At 65.9% G+C, this 24,656-nt stretch carries 24 protein-coding genes; 17 read left to right on the top strand and 7 right to left on the bottom strand.

Annotation, left to right across the window (positions count from 1 at the left end; translation table 11 throughout):
* The first annotated feature begins 173 nt into the window (after positions 1 to 173).
* The 3 genes from AC3WOS_RS21360 to AC3WOS_RS21370 all read left to right on the top strand — a co-directional run bounded on the left by AC3WOS_RS21360 (position 174) and on the right by AC3WOS_RS21370 (position 1,871).
* Positions 174 to 1,019 (top strand): oxidoreductase, encoded by an 846-nt coding sequence (locus tag AC3WOS_RS21360; protein WP_492718333.1) that lies wholly within the window; start codon positions 174 to 176, stop codon positions 1,017 to 1,019.
* Between the two features lie 325 nt (positions 1,020 to 1,344).
* The gene (locus tag AC3WOS_RS21365; RefSeq protein ID WP_492718335.1) at positions 1,345 to 1,629 is read left to right on the top strand and encodes a plasmid mobilization protein; all 285 of its coding nucleotides are present in this window, start codon (positions 1,345 to 1,347) and stop codon (positions 1,627 to 1,629) included.
* On the top strand, positions 1,626 to 1,871 hold the full coding sequence (locus AC3WOS_RS21370; RefSeq protein ID WP_492718337.1) for a hypothetical protein: 246 nt from the start codon (positions 1,626 to 1,628) through the stop codon (positions 1,869 to 1,871). Before AC3WOS_RS21365 ends, AC3WOS_RS21370 begins: the two co-directional genes overlap by 4 nt.
* Before the next feature lie 232 nt (positions 1,872 to 2,103).
* Here the strand turns inward: AC3WOS_RS21370 and AC3WOS_RS21375 are convergent, their stop codons facing one another.
* Entirely contained in the window at positions 2,104 to 3,516 is a 1,413-nt protein-coding gene (locus AC3WOS_RS21375; RefSeq protein ID WP_492718339.1) for a DEAD/DEAH box helicase, read from the bottom strand.
* Between the two features lie 379 nt (positions 3,517 to 3,895).
* On the opposite strand from AC3WOS_RS21375, the gene AC3WOS_RS21380 reads away from it, so the two are divergent.
* Positions 3,896 to 5,089, top strand: coding sequence for an NHL repeat-containing protein (locus AC3WOS_RS21380; protein ID WP_492718341.1), 1,194 nt, complete (start codon positions 3,896 to 3,898; stop codon positions 5,087 to 5,089).
* Positions 5,090 to 5,233: 144 nt separating this feature from the next.
* Positions 5,234 to 5,449 carry a hypothetical protein gene (locus tag AC3WOS_RS21385; protein WP_492718343.1) on the top strand — a complete coding sequence of 72 codons (216 nt, stop codon included), beginning with the start codon at positions 5,234 to 5,236 and terminating at the stop codon, positions 5,447 to 5,449.
* Positions 5,450 to 5,527: 78 nt separating this feature from the next.
* On the opposite strand, the gene AC3WOS_RS21390 is transcribed toward AC3WOS_RS21385, so the two are convergent.
* The 3 genes from AC3WOS_RS21390 to AC3WOS_RS21400 all read right to left on the bottom strand — a co-directional run bounded on the left by AC3WOS_RS21390 (position 5,528) and on the right by AC3WOS_RS21400 (position 8,673).
* Positions 5,528 to 6,181 carry a UPF0149 family protein gene (locus tag AC3WOS_RS21390; protein ID WP_492718345.1) on the bottom strand — a complete coding sequence of 218 codons (654 nt, stop codon included), beginning with the start codon at positions 6,179 to 6,181 and terminating at the stop codon, positions 5,528 to 5,530.
* Positions 6,182 to 6,288: 107 nt separating this feature from the next.
* The gene (gene fabI / locus AC3WOS_RS21395; RefSeq protein WP_492718347.1) at positions 6,289 to 7,080 is read right to left on the bottom strand and encodes an enoyl-ACP reductase FabI; all 792 of its coding nucleotides are present in this window, start codon (positions 7,078 to 7,080) and stop codon (positions 6,289 to 6,291) included.
* Between the two features lie 213 nt (positions 7,081 to 7,293).
* Entirely contained in the window at positions 7,294 to 8,673 is a 1,380-nt protein-coding gene (locus AC3WOS_RS21400; RefSeq protein WP_492718349.1) for a transglycosylase SLT domain-containing protein, read from the bottom strand.
* A gap of 310 nt (positions 8,674 to 8,983) precedes the next feature.
* Between AC3WOS_RS21400 and AC3WOS_RS21405 the strand changes: the two genes are divergently transcribed.
* Positions 8,984 to 9,544: a DUF1415 domain-containing protein gene (locus tag AC3WOS_RS21405; protein ID WP_492718351.1), complete on the top strand. Its 561-nt coding sequence runs from the start codon at positions 8,984 to 8,986 to the stop codon at positions 9,542 to 9,544.
* A gap of 1 nt (position 9,545) precedes the next feature.
* Complete coding sequence (locus AC3WOS_RS21410; RefSeq protein ID WP_492718353.1) at positions 9,546 to 9,737, top strand: DUF1289 domain-containing protein; 192 nt, start codon at positions 9,546 to 9,548, stop codon at positions 9,735 to 9,737.
* Positions 9,738 to 9,778: 41 nt separating this feature from the next.
* On the opposite strand, the gene AC3WOS_RS21415 is transcribed toward AC3WOS_RS21410, so the two are convergent.
* Positions 9,779 to 10,285 carry a DUF1993 domain-containing protein gene (locus AC3WOS_RS21415; protein WP_492718355.1) on the bottom strand — a complete coding sequence of 169 codons (507 nt, stop codon included), beginning with the start codon at positions 10,283 to 10,285 and terminating at the stop codon, positions 9,779 to 9,781.
* A 262-nt stretch (positions 10,286 to 10,547) separates the two neighbouring features.
* On the opposite strand from AC3WOS_RS21415, the gene AC3WOS_RS21420 reads away from it, so the two are divergent.
* A complete protein-coding gene (locus AC3WOS_RS21420; protein ID WP_492718357.1) occupies positions 10,548 to 13,697 on the top strand; it encodes an EAL domain-containing protein in 3,150 nt (1,049 codons plus the stop codon).
* A 102-nt stretch (positions 13,698 to 13,799) separates the two neighbouring features.
* Here the strand turns inward: AC3WOS_RS21420 and AC3WOS_RS21425 are convergent, their stop codons facing one another.
* Positions 13,800 to 14,228: a thioredoxin family protein gene (locus AC3WOS_RS21425; protein ID WP_492718359.1), complete on the bottom strand. Its 429-nt coding sequence runs from the start codon at positions 14,226 to 14,228 to the stop codon at positions 13,800 to 13,802.
* A gap of 149 nt (positions 14,229 to 14,377) precedes the next feature.
* On the opposite strand from AC3WOS_RS21425, the gene tsaB reads away from it, so the two are divergent.
* From tsaB to AC3WOS_RS21445, 4 genes are read left to right on the top strand one after another with little or no spacing between them, the layout of a single operon-like run.
* Complete coding sequence (gene tsaB / locus AC3WOS_RS21430) at positions 14,378 to 15,106, top strand: tRNA (adenosine(37)-N6)-threonylcarbamoyltransferase complex dimerization subunit type 1 TsaB (RefSeq protein ID WP_492718361.1); 729 nt, start codon at positions 14,378 to 14,380, stop codon at positions 15,104 to 15,106.
* On the top strand, positions 15,103 to 15,573 hold the full coding sequence (rimI, locus tag AC3WOS_RS21435) for a ribosomal protein S18-alanine N-acetyltransferase (protein WP_492718363.1): 471 nt from the start codon (positions 15,103 to 15,105) through the stop codon (positions 15,571 to 15,573). The genes tsaB and rimI overlap by 4 nt, the downstream gene beginning before the upstream one ends.
* Positions 15,570 to 16,748, top strand: a complete 1,179-nt coding sequence (locus AC3WOS_RS21440; RefSeq protein WP_492718365.1) for a uracil-DNA glycosylase — start codon at positions 15,570 to 15,572, stop codon at positions 16,746 to 16,748. The genes rimI and AC3WOS_RS21440 overlap by 4 nt, the downstream gene beginning before the upstream one ends.
* Positions 16,732 to 17,721, top strand: coding sequence for a DUF1853 family protein (locus AC3WOS_RS21445; protein ID WP_492718367.1), 990 nt, complete (start codon positions 16,732 to 16,734; stop codon positions 17,719 to 17,721). The genes AC3WOS_RS21440 and AC3WOS_RS21445 overlap by 17 nt, the downstream gene beginning before the upstream one ends.
* A 22-nt stretch (positions 17,722 to 17,743) precedes the next feature.
* On the opposite strand, the gene lplT is transcribed toward AC3WOS_RS21445, so the two are convergent.
* On the bottom strand, positions 17,744 to 19,006 hold the full coding sequence (gene lplT / locus AC3WOS_RS21450; RefSeq protein ID WP_492718369.1) for a lysophospholipid transporter LplT: 1,263 nt from the start codon (positions 19,004 to 19,006) through the stop codon (positions 17,744 to 17,746).
* A 207-nt stretch (positions 19,007 to 19,213) separates the two neighbouring features.
* Between lplT and alr the strand changes: the two genes are divergently transcribed.
* The 5 genes from alr to AC3WOS_RS21475 all read left to right on the top strand — a co-directional run bounded on the left by alr (position 19,214) and on the right by AC3WOS_RS21475 (position 24,338).
* Positions 19,214 to 20,302 (top strand): alanine racemase, encoded by a 1,089-nt coding sequence (gene alr, locus AC3WOS_RS21455; protein WP_492718371.1) that lies wholly within the window; start codon positions 19,214 to 19,216, stop codon positions 20,300 to 20,302.
* Between the two features lies 1 nt (position 20,303).
* Positions 20,304 to 21,680, top strand: a complete 1,377-nt coding sequence (gene radA / locus AC3WOS_RS21460; protein WP_492718373.1) for a DNA repair protein RadA — start codon at positions 20,304 to 20,306, stop codon at positions 21,678 to 21,680.
* Between the two features lie 116 nt (positions 21,681 to 21,796).
* Complete coding sequence (locus AC3WOS_RS21465; RefSeq protein ID WP_492718405.1) at positions 21,797 to 22,174, top strand: PilZ domain-containing protein; 378 nt, start codon at positions 21,797 to 21,799, stop codon at positions 22,172 to 22,174.
* A gap of 176 nt (positions 22,175 to 22,350) precedes the next feature.
* Positions 22,351 to 23,133 carry a flagellar filament capping protein FliD gene (gene fliD / locus AC3WOS_RS21470; RefSeq protein ID WP_492718375.1) on the top strand — a complete coding sequence of 261 codons (783 nt, stop codon included), beginning with the start codon at positions 22,351 to 22,353 and terminating at the stop codon, positions 23,131 to 23,133.
* Between the two features lie 77 nt (positions 23,134 to 23,210).
* Complete coding sequence (locus tag AC3WOS_RS21475) at positions 23,211 to 24,338, top strand: extracellular solute-binding protein (RefSeq protein ID WP_492718377.1); 1,128 nt, start codon at positions 23,211 to 23,213, stop codon at positions 24,336 to 24,338.
* Positions 24,339 to 24,656: the final 318 nt, after the last annotated feature.

Raw genomic sequence — 24,656 nt, forward strand, 5'->3', positions numbered from 1 at the left:
TATGCGATATGAAACGATTTGCAAGTATTTTTTCGCGTCATGTGCCGGGGCACGGCGGGCCGCATGCGCGCATTGTGAATTGAATCATCTTGATAAAAAAATATTTCGTGCCATCATATCCGTGCCGTCCCATCCGGGCCGGCGCCACCGCCAACCTGAAGGGAAACACGACCATGTCCCAACCCCGACATACCTGGTTCATCACGGGAGCATCGTCCGGCTTTGGCCGGGCATTTGCCGCGCACGCACTGGCGCGCGGCCACAACGTCGTCGCCACCGCGCGCAATGTGTCCAAACTGGCCGACCTGGCGGCGCAGGCGCCCGAGCGCGTCCAGGTGCTGCGGCTCGACGTCGACCAGGCCGGCGACGCGCAGGCGGCCATCGATGCCGCCGTGGCCCGCTTCGGCCGCATCGATGTGCTGGTCAACAACGCCGGCTATGGCATCGTGGGCGCGCTGGAGGAGACGCCCGAGGCGGAATTGCGGGCGCAAATGGAAACCAACTTCTTCGGCGCGATGGCGCTTACGCGGGCCGCCTTGCCCACTTTGCGCGCGCAGCGCAGCGGTGCCATCGTCAACATGTCGAGCATGGGCGGACAGATGTCGTTTGCCGGATTCGGCGCCTATTCGGCCTCCAAGTTCGCGCTCGAGGGGGCGTCCGAAGCGCTGGCGCTGGAGCTGGCTCCGTTCGGGGTGAAGGTGATGATCGTCGAGCCGGGGCAGTTCCGCACCGACTTTGCGGCCGGCGCGCTGCGCCACATGCCCCAGCTGGACGCCTATCGCGACGTGGTGGGGCCGACGCGCGCCTTCGCCGGCGAGATGCATAACACGCAGCAGGGCGACCCGCGCAAGGCGGCCGCCGCCATCGAGCAGGCGCTGCTGGCCGAGCACCCGCCGTTGCGGCTGCAGCTCGGCGCCGATGCTGTCGATGCGGTACGGGCCCACGCGCAGATGCTGCTGGCCGACCTGGCGCAGTGGGAGGCGGCTGCGCGCGCCACGGCGTTCGACGCGCGCGGCTGACGTGGCGACGGCGGGCGTGGCCGGGGCGCCGTAACGGCGACTGGCGCCGGAGTAGCCGGGCCGCGCGCCATCCCCGCCGGGGCCTGCCTTGGCCTAGCCCAGTTGCGCGGCAACAATCTTCGCCGCCGCCGCGAAAGACGTGCCCTGTGGCGGCATTGCGGCCGCGCCGCAAAAGAAATGGGGTACGTCCCCATTTTTGAAAAAGGGGTACGTCCCCATTTCTTGAAATTGGTAAGCATCGGGTTTTTTCGCGCCTTGCACTGCGCCCGATTCGGGCTAGACTGACCATGGGCAGCACATGTGCATATTGGAGCGGGAGTGCATTATGACAACGGTGACGGAACGCATACCTGTGCTGGTGACGAAGCAGGAGAAGGCCCGCATTACCCGGATGGCGCGCGACGCCGGCCTGTCGGTCGGTGAATATTTGCGCCGGGCCGCCGCCGCATTCCGGCCGGACGAGGATGAGCGGGTAGTGTTGGGGATGATAGATCAAGTGGTCAAGACGACGCTGCGGGCCAGTGCCGCCGTGGACGAGGCATTGCAGTTCGTCGAGGCGTCCAACCAGCGCATGGCCGCGCTCGAGGCCCGCCTGGCGCGGGAGCCATGATGGGCGTCACGGACAAAATGTGGGACGCCATTGCCACTGTCATCCGGATGAACGACAAGGTGGAACGCATGGCCGACACCATGAAATCGCAGCAGCAGAAGATAGAGCAATTGAACGAGCGCTTGCTGCGCCTGGAGCTGGCGGTGCAGTTCGGCATTGTCAGGGAAAGTATGCCGGAAGTGCGGGCCATCGCCGGCGCGGACAGTGGGCCGCCGGCGCCATCCGACGGTGCTGGCAGTTGAAGGTCATCCCGGCCCGGCCGGGGCGGCGGGCTCAACGCCAGCATTCATGCGCGAACTGAGCGGGATGTCGGCCGAGTCTGTACATGGATGCCGGCACGCGACCCCGTTGACTGGAAAATAGAAAAAGGGTACGTCCCCATTTTTGGCCCCATTTTCTCGGGACGTAAAAAAACCACCGGTCCGCGAGGACAGGTGGTTTTTTTGTAGTCGCTGCGGCCGTCAGGCCGGGCGATTAACGGTCGCCGTAGCTGCGGCGGGCGCCGTCGGTGCTGCGCGGGTTGCTGCCCTTGTAGCCACCGCCGGTGCCGGCACCGGCGCCGTCACGGCGTGGGTTGGCGTTCGGCTTGCTGAAGGTGCGCTGGCCTGGCTTGGCGCCGCCGCGGTTGTCGCCCGGCTTCCAGCCGCCCGGACGGGAGGTGGAACGGGGTGCGGAACCGGTTTTCTTCGGCTCATAGCCTTCGATCACGTTGACCGGGATCAGCTGCTTGGTGAAACGCTCGATGCGCTTGACGTTCATGCCTTCGGCGTGGTTCACCAGCGAGATCGCCAGACCGTTGCGGCCGGCGCGGCCGGTACGGCCGATGCGGTGCACGTAGTCCTCGGGGAACTTGGGCAGGTCGTAGTTGAACACGTGGGTGATGGTGGGCACGTCAATGCCGCGCGCTGCCACGTCGGTGGCGATCAGGATCTTCACCTGGCCGCGGCGCAGGCTGTCCAGGGTGCGGTTGCGCGCGCCCTGGTGCATGTCGCCGTGCAGGGCGGCAGCGGAGAAACCGGCGATGTTCAGGCGGTCGGCGATGGTGTCGGCGTCGCGCTTGGTGGCGGTAAACACCACGGCCTGGTCCAGCGAGTCGTCGCGCAGCAGGTGGTCCAGCAGGCGGTTCTTGTGCGACAGGTCGTCCACGAAGTGTACGCGCTGGGTGATGTTCTCGTGCTTGTTGGCGGCGCTGACGATCTGGATCACTTGCGGGTTCTTGGTGATGCGGCGGGCCATGTTGCCCACCACGCCGTCCAGCGTGGCCGAGAACAGCATGGTCTGGCGGCTGTCAGGGGTGGCGGCGACGATTTTTTCGATGTCGTCGATGAAGCCCATGTCCAGCATGCGGTCCGCTTCGTCCAGCACCAGGATTTCCAGCTGCGAGAAGTCGATCTTGCCCGACTCCATGTGGTCGATCAGGCGGCCGGGGGTGGCGACCAGGATCTCGGGATTCTTGGCCAGCAGTTGCATCTGCTTGGGGTAAGGCATACCGCCCAGGATCGACACGGCCTTGATGCGGCGCAGGTTGACGCTGTACTTGTCGGTATTGGTGGTCACTTGCAGGGCCAGTTCGCGGGTCGGGGTCAACACCAGCATCTTCGGCTGTGCAGCTTTGAAACGTGGGCGCTCGCCGCGGGCACGGGCGGCTTGCATTTCTTGATTGGGCGTCTTGCCGGCGGCGGCCGGGTCGATCGCGGACAAACGGTGCAGCGAAGGCAGCATGAATGCTGCCGTCTTGCCGGAACCGGTTTGCGAGGAAACCAACAGGTCCTTGCCTTCGATGGCGGCAGGGATGGCCTGCTGCTGGACCGGGGTCGGCGCGGTATAGCCGGCGTCGGTCAGGGCTTTGATGATGGACGTGTTGAGACCAAGTGCTTCAAATGTCATTCTTTTCTTTCGTAAAAATCAGCGTTCGTGCAAAAAAGCAGAACGCAAAATAGCAACGCCAACCAAAACGAAATGACTCAATCTAAATCGAAAGAAATTTCGGCACAAAAGCTTTGCGCCGGGACGGTGTCAGGTGCGACACACAAGGCGGGAGGGCTTTATAAGCGACATCAGTTTGATGCGCTAAGGCTTGCGAAGCTGCTAATTATTTTTCAGGCGACTGCTATGGTGCAGCGCAGAAGCAGAACTATACCTTATTTTCACTGATCCTGCACGTTTAAATATGAATCCGATTATGGATGTGCGCTTCTAATTTTCAAAAAGATAAGCCTGGCATTTCATAGTAAGATGCAATCTTACCAATTATTGCATTTTCACCATGGCAACTTATCGCGTACTTCTCGGTAGTGTGGCAATGCTGGTGCTGGCCGCTTGCGGCGGCGGCGCGGGCGTGCCCAGCGGGCCCATCGTCGTGGCGCCCGTCGTCACGGCGCCCGAAACCAGCCAGGGCGGGGTGCAGGTCATCCCGGCCGGCGGCAGTCACACCATGACGGCCGGCGAAAAAGTGCTGGTGCCGGCCGGCACCAGCGTCGTCTCCAACGGCAGCAGTGTTATCCTCAACGGCTCGGGCAACACGGTCAATGTGGCGCCGGGCGCGGTGGTGCGGGTACCCAGCTCGGCCACCGGCAAGGCTGACAATACCGTCGTGGCCAGCGCGGCGGCGCCCGGCCTGACCCTGAACGCCCAGGCCATCGCCGGCCCGTCCGCCATGGGTGCCTACGACCCCGTGGACGGCACGGGTGACCAGGCCCGTTTCGGCGCCATTTATCAGCTGGCGCTGGACGGCACCGGCAACCTGCTCGCTGCCGACCGGGGCCGGGTGCGCAGCATCACGCCCGATGGTGTCGTCAGCACGCTGGCGGCGTCGGTGACGCTGACGTTCGCCGGACTGGCTGCTGATGGCCAGGCCAATATCTACGGCAGCGACAGCGTGAGCAACGTGCTGTATCGCCGCAGCCCCGACGGCACCGTCCAGCCCTGGGGGCCGGACTGGAGCAAGCAGGTGGTGAGCAAGGGCGGCAAGCTGGTCGTTGATGGCGCGGGCACCGTGTACCGTGCCGACTTCGAGAACCGGCGCATCCTGAAGATCACGGCGGCCGGTGTGCTGAGCGTGCTGGCCGGCGGCGGTTCCGGCGACGGCAACGATGGCGTGGGCGTCAACGCCGCTTTCCACGGCCCGTGCGCGCTGGCGCTCGACCCCAGCGGCGCGCTGCTGGTCAACGACAGCGATGCCGTCCGCAAGATCTTGCCCGATGGGACGGTGACGACGCTGGCCAAGATCCCCAAGCGCATCATCCCCGTCGACGGTTCGATCGCCGTCGACCATGACTACATCTATGTGGCCACCGACAGCGCCATCGTGCGGGTGGCGCCCGATCACTCCACCGCGAACATGTATTTCGCCAATGGTTCCGTGCCTTACATCCTGGCGCTGGTGGCCGATGGTCGCGGCACCCTGTATGCCGGCACGGGCTGGGCCTCGCCGGCCCAGGTATGGAAGATTGCGCTGTGATGCGGCCCCGCGTGTAGATTGGAGAGAAACAAACCCGCCCGCCTCGCTATACTTTATAAAAAGGATAAGGTTTGTAACTTTACAAATGCTAGCCAGATCGGACTGGCGCGAGGGGGCATCATGCTTGGTAGACAATTACCGCATTTGATGATCGTAGGCGGGCTGGCGTTGGGCGCCGCCCTGGGCGCGATGCAGGTGATGCGCGATATGGCGGCGCCCAGGCCGGCGCTGGAGCAGGTCAGCGAAGTCCAGCCGGCAGTGCGCCAGGCCGTCGTCAAGAAGCGCGCCAAAGTCAGGCAGGTGATCGCGGAAGCGTCGCAAACGGACAAGATCACCCGCGCGCTGGGCGGCTCGGACTAGGCGGCTGGTGCGGTTGGCCGGCGGCGGGGCCGCAGGCGGGCCGTGGCCGTCCCGGGCCGGGCCGGCGCGGGCACGGGATCAGGCATCGGCCCCGCAGCATTTCTTGTATTTCTTGCCGCTGCCGCAAGGGCAGGGGTCGTTGCGCCCGACCTTGGGCGTGGCGCGCTGGACGGGACGGGAGGCACCAGTCCCGCTGGCGCCCTGTTGCTGCAGGCGCACTGCGTTGATCGCGATCACGGCCGGCGCCACGGCATCCATCCACCGTTGTGTTTCCTCGTCCGTCATGGCGGGCTGGCGCTGTTCCGACGCGGCCAGTTGCTGCATGGGCGCGAACCAGTCCGCTTGCGTGGCCAGCAGCGGTGCCCAGCCGCCGGCGTCCAGTTCCATCGCCGCCAGGAAGCCCTGGCACCAGGCCGCGATGCCCCATTCCGGGCCGCAGTGGAAGATGGGCTCGAAACTGGCGGCGTCTTCCATCAGCCATTGCGCCAGGTGGTTGTAGTGGCGCAGGATCAGTCCCAGGGCCCGCTCCGTGTCGGCCGCGCCGGCCGCGTCGTCCCACATGCGCGGCAGCCAGGTGCTGGGCGGGGTCAGGCCGGGGGCGACGACAAGCGCCGTCAGGAAGCCTTCCAGGGTGGACACGTCGGGCACGCGGGCGCCGGCCGTGGCCAGCAGCGCGCCGAGCGCCTCGTATTCATCGTCGGACAGTGGGGTGGCGAACGGGGGAGTGGTCATGGCAGTGAGGGGCGGTGAGCCGGGATCAGGTGGGCCGGCCGCAGCCGGGCCCGGATGTAAAAAAGCCGCCCGGCAGGGGCGGCCCGTGGGATGCGCCGCGCCGGCGATCAGGTGTAGTCTTCGGCGTTCAGGCCCATGACGTGCGAGAAGCCGCCGTCCACATAGGTGATCTCGCCGGTGATGCCGGAGGCCAGGTCCGACAGCATGAAGGCGGCCGTGTTGCCCACTTCTTCGATGGTGACGTTGCGGCGCAGCGGCGCGTGCGACGAGGCAAAGCCCAGCAGCTTGCCGAAGTCCTTGATGCCGGACGCGGCCAGGGTCTTGATGGGGCCGGCCGAAATGCCGTTGGCGCGGATGCCCAGCTTGCCCAGGTTTTCTGCCAGGTAGCGTACCGACGCTTCCAGCGACGCCTTGGCCAGGCCCATGGTGTTGTAGTAGGGGATGGCGCGGATGGCGCCCAGGTACGACAGGGTCAGCAGGGCCGAACCTTCCTTGAGCAGGGGCAGGGCGGCCTTGGCCATGGCCGGGAAGCTGTAGGCGGAAATGTCGTGGGCGATGCGGAAGTTCTCGCGGGTCAGGCCGTCCAGGAAGTCGCCGGCGATCGCTTCGCGCGGCGCGAAGCCGATCGCGTGCACCAGGCCGTCCAGCTGCGACCAGCTCTTGGCCAGGTCGGTGAACAGGGCGGCGATCTGCTCGTCGCTCGAGACGTCGCAATCGTAGACCAGCGAGCTGCCGAATTCGGCGGCGAACTCGGTGATGCGGTCCTTGAAGCGCTCGCCGACGTAGGTGAAGGCCAGCTCGGCGCCTTCGCGGTGGCAAGCCTTGGCGATGCCGTAAGCGATGGAGCGGTTCGACAGCAAACCGGTGATGAGGATTTTTTTGCCTTGCAAGAACGCCATATAGACTCCGATTGCTACTGCTGCGCCGCTACGCCGCCCCGTAGGCGGCGACGACGACAGTATGGGTTGTTTGGTAGTGGTGGCCAGGCCGGCGTAGATACAGGCGCCGTCCTGGAACGCAACTTTGCGCGCTCCCGGTCTGGCTGCCGCAAGACCGAGATTGTAGGGCGTGTGGGCCGTGCTGGCAACTTTTCATCATTGCCATCGCGGTGTTCAGTCCTCGCTGCGGTGCCGGGATTTGTGCTGGTAGCGGGTCACGTGGGCCTTGACCAGCTTGACGGGCGCGTCGTCCTCGTCCGCGTCGTGGCGGCGGGCCGCCTTGTAGCCGCGGGCCCGCTTGTTGCCGCGGTCCGCTTCCAGCGCGACGACGGCGTTGTCGGCCACTTCCGGCGCGATATCGACGTTGGCCGAGGTGGCCAGCTTGGGCACCAGGATGGTGGAGCCGGCCTTGAGCACCGTCTTTTGCGGGATGTTGTTGGCCTGGCGTATCACTTCCGGCGTGGTGTGGAACCTGGAAGCCAGCGTTTCGATCCGTTCGCGGGCGGTGGTGATCTTGTGCGTGGTCCAGGTCGACAGGGCGCGGCCCCACTGGGCCAGGTTCAGGTGGAACTTTTCCGCGTTCTCCTGCGGCAGCAATATCTTGGTGTGCTCGCCGCCCGTGATGACGGGGCGGTTGAACTGCGGGTTCAGGGCCTTGAATTCATCGACCGACAGTTCGGCCAGGTGGGCGGCGATGGTCAGGTCGATGTCGCTGGTCTTGTCGACGGCCGTGAAATAGGGCTGGTTGTCGATCAGCGGCAGGGTCAGCCCGTACTGGCCTGGATTGGCGATGATGTTCTTGACGGCCTGCAGCTTGGGCACGTAGTTGCGGGTCTCGGCCGGCATCAGCTCGGCCAGGCTTTCGAAGTCGGTCGGCTTGCCCAGCGCGCGGTTGCGCTGGATCGCCTTCTGCACCGAGCCTTCGCCCCAGTTGTAGGCGGCCAGCGCCAGTTGCCAGTCGCCGAACATGTCATACAGGCGCTGCAGGTAGGTCAGGGCGGCGTCGGTCGAGGCTACGATGCCGCGCCGCTCGTCCTTGAACACGTTCTGTTTCAGGTTGAAGTCGCGCCCCGTGCCGGGCACGAACTGCCACATGCCGGCCGCGTTGGCGCTCGACAGTGCTTGCGGGTTGAAGGCCGATTCGATAAACGGCAGCAGCGCCAGTTCGGTCGGCATGCCCCGTTTTTCCAGTTCCGTGACGACGTGGAACAGGTAGCGCGAGGCGCGCGCCGTGGTGCGCGCCATGTAGTCGGGCCGGCTGCTGTACCACGTGATGTGCTTGGCCACCAGCGGGTTGTCCAGGTCGGGAATGGCGTAACCGGAGCGGATGCGGCCCCACACGTCCGTCTCGCGCAGCGCGTCTTCGCTGGCGGGCCTGGCCTGCTTGCTGTCGACTTTGGCGGTGAAGAACGGGTCGGGGACGGTGGCCTTGGTGGCGGCCGGCGCGGTGGCCGGGGCGGCCGGCAGGCCCGCGTCGGCGGCCTGGCTGAGCGCGGGCGCCAGCATCAGTGCCAGCGCCGTCAGTGCCGCGGAAGTGTTATTGCGTGCTTGCATAGTATTCCAGTGTTGTCGGCAGGTAACGCCGAACGGACATGAATAAACGTGGAGTGTACGAAGGTCGACTAGCTGAGTCAAGAAATATGTCAGCCGCGTGACGGCCCGGCATTTTAATGCAATTTGGCAATAATTGCTGGTGAGTACAATACAGTTGTCATGCCATTCACGGCAGATGCCGGCGCAGGCGGCCAGCGCCACGGCGTCAGCATGGTACGGCGCGGGGCGCGGCGCAAGCGGCGCGCGGCCAAAGTATGAGATGGCGCAAAGAGTGCGTACAATTCGGGTTTTGAAATTGGAAATCGAACCTATGAGCACCTCTGCCGCGGACCACGCCGCCATCATCGCCGCGACCGAACAATGGCTGGAAAAGGCCGTCATCGGCCTCAACCTGTGCCCCTTCGCCAAGGCGGTCCACGTCAAGAAGCAGGTGCGTTACGTCGTGTGCGACGCCGCCACGCCGGAGGAATTGCTGACGACTTTGATGGATGAATTGCAATACCTGTCCGATGTCGACCCGGAAGCGGTCGACACCACGCTGTTGATCCACCCCAATGTGCTGACCGATTTCCAGGACTACAACGAATTCCTGGACGTGGCCGACGCCGCGCTGGAAGACATGGACCTGGTGGGCGAGCTGCAGGTGGCCAGTTTCCATCCGCAATACCAGTTTGCCGACACGGAGGCGGACGATATCGAGAACTATACCAACCGTTCGCCGTGGCCCACGCTGCATTTGCTGCGTGAAGAAAGCGTGGAGCGGGCCGTGGACGCCTTCCCCGAGGCGAGCGACATCTTCGAGAAGAACATCGAGACCCTGCGGGCCCTGGGCCATGACGGCTGGGCCAAGCTGGGTGTGCAGGTGAAATAAGATGAAGAACGATCTGCCCCTGCGGCCCGACACCCCGTGCGTGGCCGTGTGCTCCACCACCTTCGACGAGATTTGCCGCGGCTGCGGCCGCACCGTGGTGGAAGTGGCGCACTGGGTGGCCATGACGGCCGACCAGAAGGAACTGGTGTGGCAGCGCATCCTGGCCCAGGGCTATCCGCGCCGCAACACCTGACTTAAAGGCCGGCGCCGCGGGCGGGCGCCGGCCGGGCGCTATTAATATGTGCCGATGAAGTTCTTCTTGCCGATGTCCAGGCCATTGTGGCGCAGGATGTCGTAGGCCGTGGTGGCGTGGAAGAAGAAGTGGGGCAGGGCGTAGTGGAACAGATAGGTCTGGCCCGTGAAGTGCTTGGTCTTCTCGCCGCTGCCGGTGGTGATGGCGCGCTCTTCGCTGCCGGCGATCTGGTCCTGCGGCACGGTGTCGATGAAGGCCAGCGTCTTGAGGATGCGCGCCTTCAGTTCGGCGAAGCTGCGCTCGTCGTCCTCGTAGGCGGGCACGTCCACCCCGCCCAGGCGGGCGCTGCAGCCCTTGGCGAAGTCGCAGGCGATCTGGATCTGGCGGGTAAAGGGCAGCATGTCCGGATACAGACGGAACTGCAGCAGCGCTTGCGGGTCGATTTTTTTCTCTTCGGCGTGGGTTTCGGCCTTGTCGAGGATGGCCAGCAAACTGTTCAGGATCTGTTTGAACACTGGCACGGATGCGGAGTACATGGATAGGGTCATGGCGGTTCCTCAGGTTAAGAGCGCAGATCATAGCCTGCCTGCGGCTTTTTTGCTGGCGCCGCCCCGTCCGGGGCCGGCCGGATGACGGGCAGATGACGGGCAGATGACTTTTCCCGCTCTTTCCGTGCATAATTCCGTGTAGGACAAAGTTTGCGTTTTATACGATACCGGCGCACCGCCCAGGCGCGCGCCGGCATGAATCCAACCAACCCAGCTTGACGATGCAAACTTATCAGACAGGCCGCAGCGGTGCGGCACGTGCATGACTAGTGCCCTGTACCAGCAATGGCGCTCCCGGCTTACCGCGCTGTACGGCCTGTCGATCTATGGCGCGCTGCTGCTGGTGGTATTCGGCGGCCTGGTGATCCCGGCCATGATAGGCAGTTACCTGCTGATCGGCGTGCACGAGCAGCAGTCGGCCAAGGTCGCCCTCAACGAGGCGCTGCAGCGCAACGCCGACATCCTGGCGCTGGGCATGCAGGAATCGCTGTGGAACATGAACGCCGAATCGGCCCATTCGCTGGTCGAATCGGTGATGCGCGACCGGTCCGTGCTGCGGGTGGAAGTGACGGGCCAGGCCGACACCCAGTTCATCAGCGTGCAGTCGCCGCGCCGCGCCACCGGCAACGTGTTCCGCGCCGAGCGCGAAATCCTGGTGCGGGGCGAGCATATCGGCCGCATCGTGGTCGAAATGGACGACGCACGCAGCCAGCAGGACCTGCGCGAGAAGCAGCTGTCCTACGTGTTCGTGCTGGCGGCCCAGCTCACCGTGTCGCTGCTGCTGATCGTGCTGTTCCTGAACAAGCGCCTGCTCAAGCCCCTGCGCAAGCTGATGCGCTTTTCCGACCGCCTGTCGCATGGCGACTTCGAAACCCGGCTCGACCTGACCGGCAGCGACGAGCTGGGACGGCTGGCCGGCCAGCTGGAGCAGATGCGGGTGGCCATCAAGCACCTGTTCGAGGATATCGGCCAGCGCGAGGAACGCTTCCGCACCATCGTCACCCAGGTGCCGGGCGCCGTGTTCCGTTTCCGCCCGGACGGCCCGATCGACTTCGTGTCGGACGCCATCGAGGACATTTCCGGCTATTCGGCCGCCCAGTTCATGCGCAGCACCACCCACTCCTGGGCCAACCTGATCTGCCCGGAAGACCGCAAGCTGCAGCGCCGCTGCGTGGCCCAGGCCGTGCGCGACTGCCAGCCCTACGAGATCGAATACCGCATCATCGACGCCGCCGGCACCGAGCGCTGGGTGGCCGAGAACGGCCAGCCGCAGGCGGCCGACGGCGACGGCGGTTCGCCCTGGGTGGACGGCATCATCTCCGACATCAGCGAGCGCAAGCACAACGAAATGCGCATCGAAGCGCTGCTGGCCGAGCAGAGCGCCATCCTGGACAACGTGATGTTCGGCGTGATGTTCGTGCGTAACCGCGCCATCGTCTCCGTCAACCGCCGCTGCGAAGAGCTGTTCGGCTACGAACCGGGCGCCATGGCGGGCAGTTCCACCGCCATCGTGTTCCCCAACGCCTTCGATTTCGAGGCGGCCGGCGCGCGCCAGTATCCGTCGCTGGCCTCGGGCGACTATTTCAGCGAGGAGCGCCACTACCGGCGCAAGGACGGCACCCTGTTCTGGTGCATGGTGAGCGGCTGCGCGATCGACCAGAACCGCCCCAACGAGGGCAGCATCTGGGTCTATGCCGACATTTCGGCACGCAAGGAGGCAGAGGAAAAACTGCGCCTGTCGGCCACGGTGCTCGAGCATATCGCTGACGGCGTGATGGTGGTGGACGCGGACGGCAAGATCGTCGCCGTCAACCCGGCCTTCACCCAGATCACCGGCTACAGCGAGCAGGAGGCGGTGGGCAAGGATCGCACGCTGACGCGCTCGGGCCGCCACGATGAAGCGTTCTACCAGGACCTGTGGACCGAGCTGGTGACGACGGGCTTCTGGCGCGGCGAGATCTGGAACCTGCGCAAGAGCGGCGAACTGTATCTGGAATGGCTGACCGTGAGCGCCGTGCGCGACAACCGGGGCCAGACCACGCACTATGTGGGCGTGTTCAGCGACATCACGCTGGTCAAGGAGTCGCAGGAAAAGCTGGACCACCTGGCCCACCACGACCCGCTGACGGCCCTGCCCAACCGCTTGCTGTTCAACGACCGCCTGCAGCACGCGCTGCAGCGGGCCACGCGCGACAACGAGCAGCTGGCGCTGCTGTTCATCGACCTGGACCGCTTCAAGAACGTCAACGACACGCTGGGCCACCACATCGGCGACGAGCTGCTCAAGCAGGTGGCCAAGGCGTTGCAGGAAAAGCTGCGCGAGGGCGACACCCTGGCGCGTCTGGGCGGCGACGAATTCATCGTGCTGCTGGAGGATGTGGACGGCCAGTACAGCGCCAGCCTGGTGGCCGAGAAGCTGGTGGCCATGTTCGAGCAGCCCTTCATGGTGGCCGGACACGAACTGTTCGTCACCTGCAGCGTGGGCATCAGCCTGTTCCCGACCGACGCCACCGACCTCAATATGCTGATCCGCAATGCCGACGTGGCCATGTACCAGGCCAAGGCGCGTGGGCGCAACGGCTACAGCTTCTACGCGCCGTCCATGACGGGCGAGGGGGTCGAGCGGCTGCGGCTGGAAACCTTCCTGCGCCGCTCGATCGAGAAGGAGGAGGTGTTCCTCAATTACCAGCCGCAGGTGGAGATCGACACCGGCCGCCTGGTGGGCGTCGAGGCGCTGGTGCGCTGGAACCATCCGGAATTGGGCTTGGTGCCGCCGGTGCGCTTCATCCCGCTGGCCGAGGACACGGGCTTCATCAACCAGCTGGGCAAGTGGGTGTTGTACGAAGCCTGCCGCCAGATGGTGCGCTGGCAGGAGGCCGGGCTGCACGTGCCCAAGATCGCCGTCAACCTGTCGGTTAAGCAGTTCGAGCGGGGCAGCATCGTCAACATGGTGGCCGACATCCTGCACGAGACGGGGCTGGAGCCGGAGCGGCTGCAGCTGGAGGTGACGGAGTCCGTCATCATGAACACGGGCGACGCGCTCAATTTCATCAACGACCTGCACTCGATCGGGGTGGGGCTGGCGATCGACGATTTCGGCACCGGCTACTCCTCGCTGGCCTACCTCAAGCAGCTGCCGGTGCAGACGCTCAAGATCGACCGCTCCTTCATCAAGGACATTTCGACCGACGTCAACGACGAAGCCATCGCCATCGCCATCATCCAGCTGGGCAAGAGCATGAACCTGTCGGTGATCGCGGAAGGGGTGGAGACGGAGGAGCAGGCCGCCTTCCTGCTGCGCCACGGCTGCCACCTGGCGCAAGGGTATTTCTACAGCAAGCCGATGCTGGCCGAGGAAATGCTGATTCGCTGGCACGTGCCTGCCGAAGGGACGGTTCCAGGCACGGTCTAAGGGGCTGCTGTAAGGCGGGCTGCTGTAAGGGCCGCCGTCACCACGCTGCCGCTTGCTTCAAACGGACGGCCGCGGAGTCGTTGGCTGCGGCGGATTTGGCGTTCAGGCTTGCGCGGCCCGCAGCAGCGTGCGCAGGTTGCAGTCGCGCTGCCATAGTCGGCGTTCTTCGCTGGCGGACGTCAGCGTTGCCAGTTCCGCGTCACTGTGGGCCGACTGGGCTTGCACCAGGCGGTGCGCCAGGCCGGCGTCGGGCAGCATGGTGCCGAAGAAGGCCACCTGTTCGCCATGCTGGATCAGCAGGGTAGGGAAGTTCTCCACGTCCAGGTCGCCCACCACGTCCGCATTGTCCTCGATGTCTATCCACAGGAAGAACTTGTCCGGGTGGCGCGCCGCCACCTCGTCGAAGGCCGCGCGATAGCTGGCGCAGGTGCCGCACCAGGCGGCGCACAGGCAGGCCACGACCCAGCGTTCGCCGGCCAGGGCGGCCGCCGCTTCGGCGCGATTTTCGGTACTGAGGGTCAGACTGTGCATGGCATGTCACTGCAAAAACGGGGCGCCAGGCGCCGATCGCGCATATTCTACATGCCCCGGCCCGGCTGCGCATGGGAAACGGCCGGCGCGCCGCGCACAAAAGGCAGGTTGGCTAGACCGCACCCGGGGGACGCGGGTTAAAATACGGGATGCTTACCATACTTGCCATTGAAACCTCGTCCGAACTGGCCTCCTGCGCATTGCTGCGCGGCGGCGTCGTGACCGAGCGCGCCTCGTCGGGCGTGCGCACCCATTCCCAGTCCATCCTGCCCATGATCCAGGAGCTGCTGGCCGAAACCGGCATCGCCCTCAAGGATTGCGACGCCATCGCCTTCGGTTCCGGCCCCGGTTCGTTTACCGGTGTGCGCACTGCCTGCGGCATCGCCCAGGGCCTGGCGTTTGGCGCCGGCCTGCCCGTGGTGCCGGTGGTGACGCTGGACGCCATGGCGCTGGCCTGCCGCCAGCAGTTCGGCGCCGGCGACGTGCTGACCGTGCTCGATGCGCGCATGGGGGAGGTCTATTGGGCTCAATATCATTTCGACGACAACGCCGTGGCGCCGGCCGTGGTGCTGGCGCCGGCGCTGGCCGCGCCGGAACTGGTGCAGCCGCAGGGCCAGCCCGCTGCCTGCGGCAACGGCTTTGCCGCCTATGGCGAGGCGCTGGCGCCGCTGCCTTGCGCCGCCGGCGCGCACCAGCAGGTGATGCCGCACGCGGCCCAGATCGCGCAGCTGGCCGCCGTGGCCTTTGGGGCTGGGCACGCGGTCCCGGCGGCCGAAGCGCAGCCGCTGTACCTGCGTAACAAGATCGCTTTCACCAGCGCCGAACGGCGCGACATGCAGGCGGCCAAGCTGGCCAAGGTGGACGGAGGGGGCGCATGAAGCCAGTGTGGGATCTGGCCCGGCTCCACTACGAGCCGATGCAGCTTGCCGACCTGGATGACGTGGTGGCGCTCGAGCAGACTGTGTACCCGCATCCGTGGAGCCGCGCCAATTTCGACGATTCGCTGGCCAGCGGCTACCAGGCCTGGGTGCTGCGCGACACGGGCGGCGAACTGCTGGGCTATTTCCTGCTGATGGCCATCGTCGATGAAGCCCACCTGCTCAACGTGGCCGTGTCGGCCGCGCGCCAGGGACAGGGGCTGGGACGCTTCCTGCTGAACCAGGCTGTGGCCTGCGCGCGCGGGCTGGGCATGGAGTCGGTGCTGCTGGAAGTGCGGCCTTCGAACACGCGGGCGCTGGAAATCTACCAGCGCTATGGATTCCAACAGATCGGCCGGCGCAAGGCTTACTACCCGGCCGCCAATCAGCAACGCGAGGACGCAATCGTCATGCGGTTCGGATTATGAGTCAGCAATCAGCCCGCAGTACCGTATTCCTCGACGAGATGGGCATCGGGGCCCAGTGGAAGCTGCGCCATCCGGCAGCGTCGCCGGCCGACGCCAACCCGGTCGAGGCGATGGATGTGCCGCCGGCGCTGGTCGTCTCTACTACGCCAGCAGCAACTGTTCCCGTGCCTGTAGCCGAGGATGCCTATGCGCGTGCGATGACGCCAGCGCCCGAGGCCGCGCCAGCGCATGCAGATGCCGAGCCGGCACCCGCGTCGCCAGCGGCACCTGCACCCGTACCCGTACCCGTACCCGCGTCGGCATCCGCAGCCGCATCCGCTGCCGCCACCTCAGGCGCATCCGCATCCGCACCTGCCCCTGCGTCCGCGCCCGCGCGCGAGGCCGCCGCAGCCGCGCCTGAGGTGCCGCATGTCGCCGCACCGCCGGCCGCTGCCGCCGCCAGTGAAATCGGCGCTGCCACCGCCGCGATCGACGCCGCCAACGCCTCGCTTGCCGATGTCGTTGACGACGCCTCGGCCAACGCATCGGCCGCCGACCTTGATGACGAAAATTCCACGGCCTGGTTCGACGAGGCCCCGGCGCCGGCCCGTCCGGCGCCCGTCAGCGAGGAAGCCATCGCCGCCATGGACTGGCCGGCGTTGAAGACCGCCATCGCCGGCTGCACCCGCTGCGAGCTGTGCGCCACGCGCCGCGCCACCGTGCAGGGCCGCGGCCACACGGGCGCGCAATGGATGGCGATCACCGCCGCACCGACCCGCCTCGACGAAAAGGAAGGCCGCGCCGTGGCCGGCGAAGCGGGCCAGCTGCTCGACAACATGCTGAAGGCGATCGGCCTGACGACGGACAAGGAGGTCTACCTGACTGGCCTTGTCAAATGCCGCCCGGCCGGCGCCGACGGCGCCGAACGGGCCCCCACGCCGGACGAAGTGGCGGCCTGCCGCCCCTTCCTGGAACGGGAGCTGGCACTGACGGGCGCCGGCATGGTGCTCACCTTCGGCCAGGCAGCCGCCAAGGGCCTGCTGGGCGTGGCCTCGCGCGGCAAGGTGCACCGCTACGGCGAATTGCCCGTGGTGGCCACCTACCATCCGGCCGACCTGCTGCGCCGGCCGGAAGACAAGGCCAAGGCGTGGGCCGACCTGTGCCTGGCCAGGGCCACGCGTGACCACGCCGCCTGACGCCAGCGCCGCCGACACCTTCCAGGCGCAATTCGAGCGCCGCTGGGGGCGGCTGACCCGCCCCCACGTGCGCGCCCTGGCCTGGTTGCTGGACGCGCCCGACCTGCTGGACCCGGCTTCGCCGCACTGGCAGGGCCGCATCGCCACACTGGGCCCGGTGACGCCGGCCGTGGCCGATTGGCTGGCCGCGCTGGAAGCCGATCCGGCGCCGCTCGATGCGGCGCTGGGACAGCGTTTCTATTCCCGTCTGGGCCTGTATGCGGAAAAGCTGATGGCCTTCTATTTCCAGCAGCACGGCATGCTGGCCGCACACGGCCTGCAGGTGCGCGCCAACCGCAACGACACGGTGGGCGAGTTCGACTTCCTGCTGCGCGCCGGCAGCCGCCTGCTGCACTGGGAGTTCGCCACCAAGTTCTACCTGCTCGACTGTGAGTCGCCACGGGACGCCGATGACGGTAGCTTCAATTGCCTGATCGGCCCCAATCTGGCCGACACGCTGGGCGCCAAGATGCGCAAGATCCTCGACAAGCAGCTGGCGCTGGCCGGCCATCCGGCCGCGCAGGCGCTGCTGCCGCAGCCGGTCGATAGCGCCCAGGCGCTGGTCAAGGGCTGGCTGTTCTATCCGGGTGGTGCGTGGCGTGCGCTGGACGGCATCTCGCAACCCCATTGCCACGGCTTCTGGCTGACGTCAGCTGAGTCGGTGGCGCTGCAAGGGGAGTACTTCATGCTGATGCCGCGCCTGGAATGGCTGGCGCCCATGAAGGCGCCGCTGGCGACGGCGCCGGTGCTGGACCGGCTGGAATTGCAGGCCGCCTTGCAGCGCCACATGGCTACCGTGGCCGCGCCGCAGATGGTGGCGGTGGTGACGCCGCGCGATGGCTGGTGGGTGGAATGCCGGCGCGGCTTCGTGGTGCCGGACGACTGGCGCGGCCAGGCGGCGGCGCGCCGGCTGGCCGGCACGCTGCCGTGCTGAGGGCCTGGCGAGGCCCAGGCGCTTAGTGTTTGGCCTCGCCGATCAGGGCCAGCGAATCGTGCTCGCGCTGATTGGCCGCATGCTTGCGCATGATGAGGAACATGACGCCGGCCACGAACAGGCCGAACAGGATGATGATGGCGTCCAGCTCCAGGTGCACGCGCAGCATCAGCGAGTAGACGGCCAGCATGGTGAGGATGGACAGGTTTTCATTAAAGTTCTGCACCGCGATCGAGTGGCCCGCGCTCATCAGCACGTGGCCGCGGTGCTGCAGCAGCGCGTTCATCGGCACCAGGAAGAAGCCCGACAGCACGCCCACCAGGATCAGCAGCGGATAGGCCAGCCAGACGGAATGGACCAGCGTCATGCCCATCACGATGCCGCCCATGGCGATGCCGAGCGGGATCACGGAGAGCGATTTGCGCAGCGAGATGAAGCAGGCCGACAGCACGGCGCCGGCCGCCACGCCGATGGCGACCACGCCTACCAGGCTGGTGGCCTTGTCGTAGGGCAGGTGCAGCGACTTCTTGGCCCATTCGAGCACGATGAACTGCAAGGTGGCCGCCGCGCCCCAGAACAGCGTGGTGACGGCCAGCGAGATCTGTCCCAGCTTGTCCTTCCACAGCAGGCCGTAGCAGTTGGCGAAGTCGGTCACCAGCTTGATCGGGTTGTGTTCCTGGTGCGGGTATTTGCAGCCGGTGTCGGGAATTTTCAGGTTGAACAGGGTCGCCAGCACGTAGATGCCGGCCACCACGCACAATGCCGCTTCGGTCGGGGTGTCGATGCCGGTGTCGATGAAGGGCACGTCAAAGCCAAGCAGGAAGGCCGAGGTGCGTCCGCTCACCAGCGCGCCGCCCATGACGGTACCGAAGATGATGGAGGCGACCGTCAGGCCTTCGATCCAGCCATTGGCCGCCACCAGCTTTTCCGGCGGCAGCAGCTCCGTCAGGATGCCGTATTTGGCGGGCGAATAGACGGCCGCGCCAAAGCCCACCACGGCATAGGCCAGCAGCGGATGGACCTGGAAGAAGATCAGGGCGCAGCCGGCGATCTTGATCAGGTTGGCGATGAACATGACCCGGCCCTTGGGCAGCGAGTCGGCGAAAGCGCCCACGAATGCGGCCAGCAGCACGTAAAACAGCACGAACGATAACTTCAGCAGTGGCGTGATCCATGCCGGCGACTTCATACTGATCAACAGGTCGATCGCAACAAACAGCAGCGCATTGTCCGCCAGGGACGAAAAGAACTGCGCTGCCATGATGGTATAAAAACCACGATTCATACAGGGGCCTGAAAGCTTATCTGGTCTGCTTTATACCATAAATGGCCTGCGATCCGAAGCAAACCGGCGGCGGGCCTGATATGGCCGGCGGGCAGCCGGGGCATGCGGCGCGCGCACGGTGGTCCCAGCGCGGCGCGCAAAGTGGACCCGCGCAGAACGGGCAGGCTCCGGTAAAATACGGCTTCCTTCATCCAGCCCAGATTTCCTATGCCACGGCCGATAGTTGCAACCATCCACCTCGAATCCATGCAGCACAACCTGGCCCGCGCCCGCCAGTGCACGCCGCACGCCAAGACCTGGGCCGTGGTCAAGGCCAACGGCTATGGCCATGGGCTGGAACGGGCCATGCGCGGCTTTGCGGCGGCCGACGGCCTGGCCCTGATCGAATTCGACAATGCGGTGCGCCTGCGCGAAATGGGCTGGACCCGGCCGATCATGATGCTGGAGGGATTTTTCGATCCGTCCGACCTGGAGACGATGGCCAAGTACGACCTCAATGGCGCCGTCCACTGCGAACAGCAGATCGCCTGGCTGGAGGCGGCCACGCTGCCCGCCAGGCTGAACCTGCACCTGAAGATGAACACCGGCATGAACCGCCTCGGCTTCAAGCCCGAGGCGTTCGCCGCCGCCCATGCGCGCCTGCGCGCGCTGGCCTGCGTGGGCGAGATCACCATGATGACCCACTTTGCCAACGCCGACGAAATCGCCCACCCGCGCCTGCCGCTGCGCGAGCAGATCCGCCGCTTCGAGCTTGGTGCGGCCGGCCTGCCGGGCCCGCGCAGCCTGTCCAATTCGGCCGGCGTGCTGCAGCAGGGCGAACTGGCCGACGTGCTGGCCAACGACTGGGTGCGCCCCGGCATCATGCTGTACGGCGGCACGCCGGGCGGCAAGAGCGCGGCCGACTTCGGCCTGCAGCCGACCATGACGCTGGCCAGCGAGATCATCGGCATCCAGGACATCGCCGCGGGCGACATGGTCGGCTACGGCAGCCGCTTCCAGGCCGACGGCCCGATGCGGGTGGGTGTGGTGGCTTGCGGCTACGCGGACGGTTATCCGCGCCACGCGCCGCTGGGCACCCCGGTGCTGGTGGACGGCGTGCGCACGCGCCTGGTGGGCCGGGTCTCGATGGACATGCTGACGGTGGACCTGACGCCCATCCCCCAGGCCCGCGTGGGCAGCGCCGTGACCCTGTGGGGCCGCGGCATGCCGATCGACGAGGTGGCCGAGGCGGCCGGCACCATCGGCTATGAACTCATGTGCGCGCTGGCGCCGCGCGTGCGCGTGGTCGAAGGTTGATATGGCCAAGGTCAAGACCAACTACACCTGCAGCGACTGCGGCGCCATCAGCAACAAGTGGACCGGCCAGTGCGCCGCCTGCCAGCAGTGGAACACGATGGTGGAAACGGTCGTCGAGGCGCCCGGCGTCAACCGCTACTCCAATACCGGGCACCAGGCGCTGGCGCAGACGGCGCCCGTGCTGTCGCTGGCCGACATCGACGCCATCGACGTGCCGCGCTTTGGCACCGGCATCGAGGAATTCGACCGCGTGCTGGGCGGCGGCCTGGTGGCTGGCGGCGTGGTGCTGATCGGCGGCGATCCCGGCATCGGCAAGTCGACCCTGCTGCTGCAGGCGCTGGCCAACCTGTCGCATGTGAAAAGCGTGCTGTATGTGTCGGGCGAGGAGTCGGGCGCCCAGATCGCGCTGCGCGCCAAGCGCCTGGCCATCGACGCGCGCGAACTGAAACTGCAGGCCGAGATCCAGCTCGAGAAGATCCTCGGCACGCTGGCCGAGCTGCGGCCCCAGGTGGCCGTGATCGACTCGATCCAGACCATGTATTCGGACGCGCTCAGTTCCGCGCCCGGTTCCGTGGCCCAGGTACGCGAATGCGCGGCCCAGCTCACGCGCGTGGCCAAGACCACCGGCATCACCATCATCCTGGTGGGCCACGTGACCAAGGAGGGCGCGCTGGCCGGCCCCCGCGTGCTCGAGCACATTGTCGATACGGTGCTGTACTTCGAGGGCGACAGCCATTCCAGCTTCCGCCTGGTGCGGGCCATCAAGAATCGCTTCGGCGCCGTCAACGAGCTGGGCGTGTTCGCCATGACGGACAAGGGCTTGAAGGGCGTGTCCAACCCGTCGGCCCTGTTCCTGTCCCAGCACGACAACCAGGTGCCCGGTTCCTGCGTGATGGTGACGCAGGAGGGCACCCGGCCGCTGCTGGTGGAAATCCAGGCCCTGGTCGACGCCAGCCACCAGCCCAACGCGCGCCGCCTGTCCGTGGGCCTGGAGCAGAACCGGCTGGCCATGCTGCTGGCCGTGCTGCACCGCCACGCCGGCATCGCCGCCTTCGACCAGGACGTGTTCATCAACGCCGTGGGCGGGGTCAAGATCACGGAGCCGGCGGCCGACCTGGCCGTGCTGCTGGCCATCAATTCGTCGATGCGCAACAAGCCGCTGCCGCGCGGCTTCGTCGTGTTCGGCGAGGTGGGCCTGGCCGGCGAGATCCGGCCGGCGCCGCGGGGCCAGGAGCGGCTGCGCGAGGCGGCCAAGCTGGGCTTCTCGCTGGCCATGATTCCGAAGGCCAACGCCCCCAAGCAAGCCATCGAAGGCATGACCATTATTGCCGTGGAGCGCATCGACGATGCCTTTACCCGCATGCGCGAGCATCAATGACGGCCGGCCGCCGAACATTTGACGCAGTCGTAGCGCCCCGGGACACGCCGATGCCGTTTGACCTGTAAAATGTGGTCTTGGCCGGGCTGTGCCGTGACGCAGCTGGCCGGGCAGGCATGCGGCGCGGTGCGCCGTTTTCTTTTGTACATGGACTTACAGTAACGGGGCGGCAAGTGTCAGTAGATCAGAGATCAGCCGCGCGCAAGATCATGCGCGCCAAAGCGGTGGTGGCCATGGACGGCATGCCGCCCCAGCCGGCACGCACGCTGGACATCGGCGCCAGCGGCATGTCGCTCACATTCGAGCACAAGCTGGCGGTCGGCCATCTGGGCAACGTCACGTTTGAATTGTTTTTGGATGGCAAGGCGCAAATCGTGAGCTGCCGTTCCAAGGTCAGCTACTGCATCTTCAGCGGCGACCATTTCAAGATCGGCTACCAGTTCATCAACCTGGACCCGGCCGCCCTGACCGCCATCACAAAGTTCCTGCGCTAGGCTGTCCGTGCCGCGCCTGCCTGGCGGCCAAAGCGCCTGAAGACGGCAAAATACCGCGCTGTTCCGCGTTTTAATTATTCGGCAATAATGGATAATTAGGCAACTCGGGGCCGGCGCCCATTCCGTGCCGGCCGCATCCGCCGCCATCACCGTGGCGGCCACACTTCGGGACAGCCATGGCCACCTCCAGTATCAATACCAACCATCAGGGCGCGACGCCGTCGACCGACGTCTACAACCGCGTGCAGCAGACGCTGGCCTCGCAGAACACGGGCGTGGCCAAGCTCAACGCCACGCTGGTGCGCGACCAGACCCGCTTATCGGGCCTGGGCCAGCTGCACAGCGCGCTGGCCGCCTTCCAGACCAAGGCCGCCGGCCTGGCCGGCAACGGCAAGGCGCCGGCGCCGGACGCGGCCCAGACGGGCAAGAACGTGCGCGCCTTCGTGGCCGCCTACAACGAACTGAACCAGAAACTGCAAGCCTTGCAGGGCGGCGAGCTGAAGGGCGACGTGGCGCTGGGGCAGGTGAGCCGCCAGCTGTCGCAACTGCTCAAGACGGGCGGCGACGGGGTGTCGGTCAAGGCCCTGGCCAAGGCCGGCGTGACCCAGGATGCCGGCGGCAACCTGCAAGTGGACGACAAGAAGCTGGCCGCCGCGCTGGCCGCCGACGCGGGCGCGGTGGCCAAGCTGCTGAGCAACGGCGGCAAGGGCATGGCCGACCAGCTGGCCGCCAAGGCCGGCGCCTTCACGGCCGACAACAGCGTGATCCGGCGCGAGGCGGCCACGCTGAACAAGGAAATCACCACCATCAACGGCAAGCGGGCCTTGCTGTCCAAGGCCCTCACGGCCCAGGGCAATGCCCTGGCCGCGCTGTACAGCCAGCAGGCGCAGACGGGCGGCGCCAGCGCCAGCGCCAGCGCCAGCGCCAGCGCCGGCAGCGCCTTCGACTTTCTTGCCTGAAGGACAGTGCTTGCAATCGTGACCACTATGCCCGATCATTTCGGCTTCACACGCAATTCCATCTTCAGGAGGCAGGCATGGCAGGCAAAGGGTTGGGCAAGCTGTTCGGTTTGGGACTGGCCGCAGCGGCGGTGATGGCGGCGCTGGCCGCGCCCGCGGCGCGCGCGCAGCAGGAAGAGAAAGTCCTCAACATCTACAACTGGTCGGACTACATTGCCGACGATACGGTCAAGAATTTTGAAAAAGAGACCGGCATCAAGGTCCGCTATGACCTGTTCGACAACAACGAGATCCTCAATTCCAAGCTGGTGGCCGGCAAGTCGGGCTACGACATCGTGGTGCCCACGGCCCAGTGGGCAAAGCTGCAGATCGACGCCCACCTGCTGCGCAAGCTCGACAAGTCCAAGCTGAGCAACCTGGGCAACCTGGACCCGGCCATCCAGGGCAAGCTGTCCAGGATCGACCCCAACAACGACTACCTGGTGGACTGGCTGTGGGGCTACACGACGGTAGGCATCAACGTCAACAAGGTCAAGGCGGCCCTGGGCACCATGCCGATGCCGGACAACGCGTGGGAGCTGATCTTCAACCCCAAGTACGCCTCCAAGCTCAAGTCGTGCGGCGTGTCCTTCCTCGATTCGCCGTCCGAAGTGCTGCCGGCGGCGCTGATCTACCTGGGCAAGCCGGCCTATTCGGCCGCCGTGGCCGATTATGATGCGGCCGGCAAGATGTTGCAGGCGATCCGGCCCTACGTGACGCTGTTCAGCTCGTCCGGCTACATCAACGACATGGCCAACGGCGCCGTCTGCGTGGCGCTGGGCTGGTCGGGCGACATCAACATCGCCCGCCAGCGCGCCATCGACGCCAAGAACGGTAACGTGATCGAAGTGCTGGTGCCCAAGACGTCGGCTGCCCTCGTGTTCGACACCATGGCCATCCCGGCCGACGCGCCGCACCCGAACAATGCCCACCTGTGGATCAACTACATCCTGCGCGGCCAGGTGCATGCCAGCTTGACCAACAAGGTGTTCTACGCCAACCCGAACACGGCCGGCATGAAGTTCGTGCGCAAGGATATCGCCAACAACAAGACCGTGTTCCTGTCGGACGCGGACAAGCAGCGCATGGCCGCGCCGGAGGCGGTGCCGGCCGACATCCGCCGCCACATCACGCGCATCTTCACCAAGTTCAAGTCGGGCATGTAAGCTGGCATGGGCCCGGGCCGGGCGGCCAGGGAGGCCGCCACTGCGATGGGGGAGGGAGAAATGATGACGGCGCGAGAGGCAAAATCCGCAAGGACCTTGCCGCTGGCGCCAGGGCTTCAAAGAAGCGGTATGCTATTCGTGATAGCGGTCGATCAGTTTGTGCTTACTCCCCCGCATTTCTTCCACGAGTTCGTAAATTACCAGGGCAATCATTCCACCAAATATGCCCATGGTGAACCAGGTAATCATAGTCATATCAGTCGACTTACGACGGCTGCTCCCTAGAGTTGGTACACTTAAACTGTAGCAGATAGTTAC

The sequence above is a fragment of the Rugamonas sp. FW305-51 genome (assembly GCF_058786935.1).

Bases quoted from the DNA above. Each gene is read 5' to 3' on its own strand.
- AC3WOS_RS21360 (WP_492718333.1), top strand. From the start codon at position 174: ATGTCCCAACCCCGACATACCTGGTTCATCACGGGAGCATCGTCCGGC.
- AC3WOS_RS21365 (WP_492718335.1), top strand. From the start codon at position 1,345: ATGACAACGGTGACGGAACGCATACCTGTGCTGGTGACGAAGCAGGAG.
- AC3WOS_RS21370 (WP_492718337.1), top strand. From the start codon at position 1,626: ATGATGGGCGTCACGGACAAAATGTGGGACGCCATTGCCACTGTCATC.
- AC3WOS_RS21375 (WP_492718339.1), bottom strand. From the start codon at position 3,516: ATGACATTTGAAGCACTTGGTCTCAACACGTCCATCATCAAAGCCCTG.
- AC3WOS_RS21380 (WP_492718341.1), top strand. From the start codon at position 3,896: ATGGCAACTTATCGCGTACTTCTCGGTAGTGTGGCAATGCTGGTGCTG.
- AC3WOS_RS21390 (WP_492718345.1), bottom strand. From the start codon at position 6,181: ATGACCACTCCCCCGTTCGCCACCCCACTGTCCGACGATGAATACGAG.
- fabI (WP_492718347.1), bottom strand. From the start codon at position 7,080: ATGGCGTTCTTGCAAGGCAAAAAAATCCTCATCACCGGTTTGCTGTCG.
- AC3WOS_RS21400 (WP_492718349.1), bottom strand. From the start codon at position 8,673: ATGCAAGCACGCAATAACACTTCCGCGGCACTGACGGCGCTGGCACTG.
- AC3WOS_RS21405 (WP_492718351.1), top strand. From the start codon at position 8,984: ATGAGCACCTCTGCCGCGGACCACGCCGCCATCATCGCCGCGACCGAA.
- AC3WOS_RS21410 (WP_492718353.1), top strand. From the start codon at position 9,546: ATGAAGAACGATCTGCCCCTGCGGCCCGACACCCCGTGCGTGGCCGTG.
- AC3WOS_RS21415 (WP_492718355.1), bottom strand. From the start codon at position 10,285: ATGACCCTATCCATGTACTCCGCATCCGTGCCAGTGTTCAAACAGATC.
- AC3WOS_RS21420 (WP_492718357.1), top strand. From the start codon at position 10,548: ATGACTAGTGCCCTGTACCAGCAATGGCGCTCCCGGCTTACCGCGCTG.
- AC3WOS_RS21425 (WP_492718359.1), bottom strand. From the start codon at position 14,228: ATGCACAGTCTGACCCTCAGTACCGAAAATCGCGCCGAAGCGGCGGCC.
- tsaB (WP_492718361.1), top strand. From the start codon at position 14,378: ATGCTTACCATACTTGCCATTGAAACCTCGTCCGAACTGGCCTCCTGC.
- rimI (WP_492718363.1), top strand. From the start codon at position 15,103: ATGAAGCCAGTGTGGGATCTGGCCCGGCTCCACTACGAGCCGATGCAG.
- AC3WOS_RS21440 (WP_492718365.1), top strand. From the start codon at position 15,570: ATGAGTCAGCAATCAGCCCGCAGTACCGTATTCCTCGACGAGATGGGC.
- lplT (WP_492718369.1), bottom strand. From the start codon at position 19,006: ATGAATCGTGGTTTTTATACCATCATGGCAGCGCAGTTCTTTTCGTCC.
- alr (WP_492718371.1), top strand. From the start codon at position 19,214: ATGCCACGGCCGATAGTTGCAACCATCCACCTCGAATCCATGCAGCAC.
- radA (WP_492718373.1), top strand. From the start codon at position 20,304: ATGGCCAAGGTCAAGACCAACTACACCTGCAGCGACTGCGGCGCCATC.
- AC3WOS_RS21465 (WP_492718405.1), top strand. From the start codon at position 21,797: ATGCGGCGCGGTGCGCCGTTTTCTTTTGTACATGGACTTACAGTAACG.
- fliD (WP_492718375.1), top strand. From the start codon at position 22,351: ATGGCCACCTCCAGTATCAATACCAACCATCAGGGCGCGACGCCGTCG.
- AC3WOS_RS21475 (WP_492718377.1), top strand. From the start codon at position 23,211: ATGGCAGGCAAAGGGTTGGGCAAGCTGTTCGGTTTGGGACTGGCCGCA.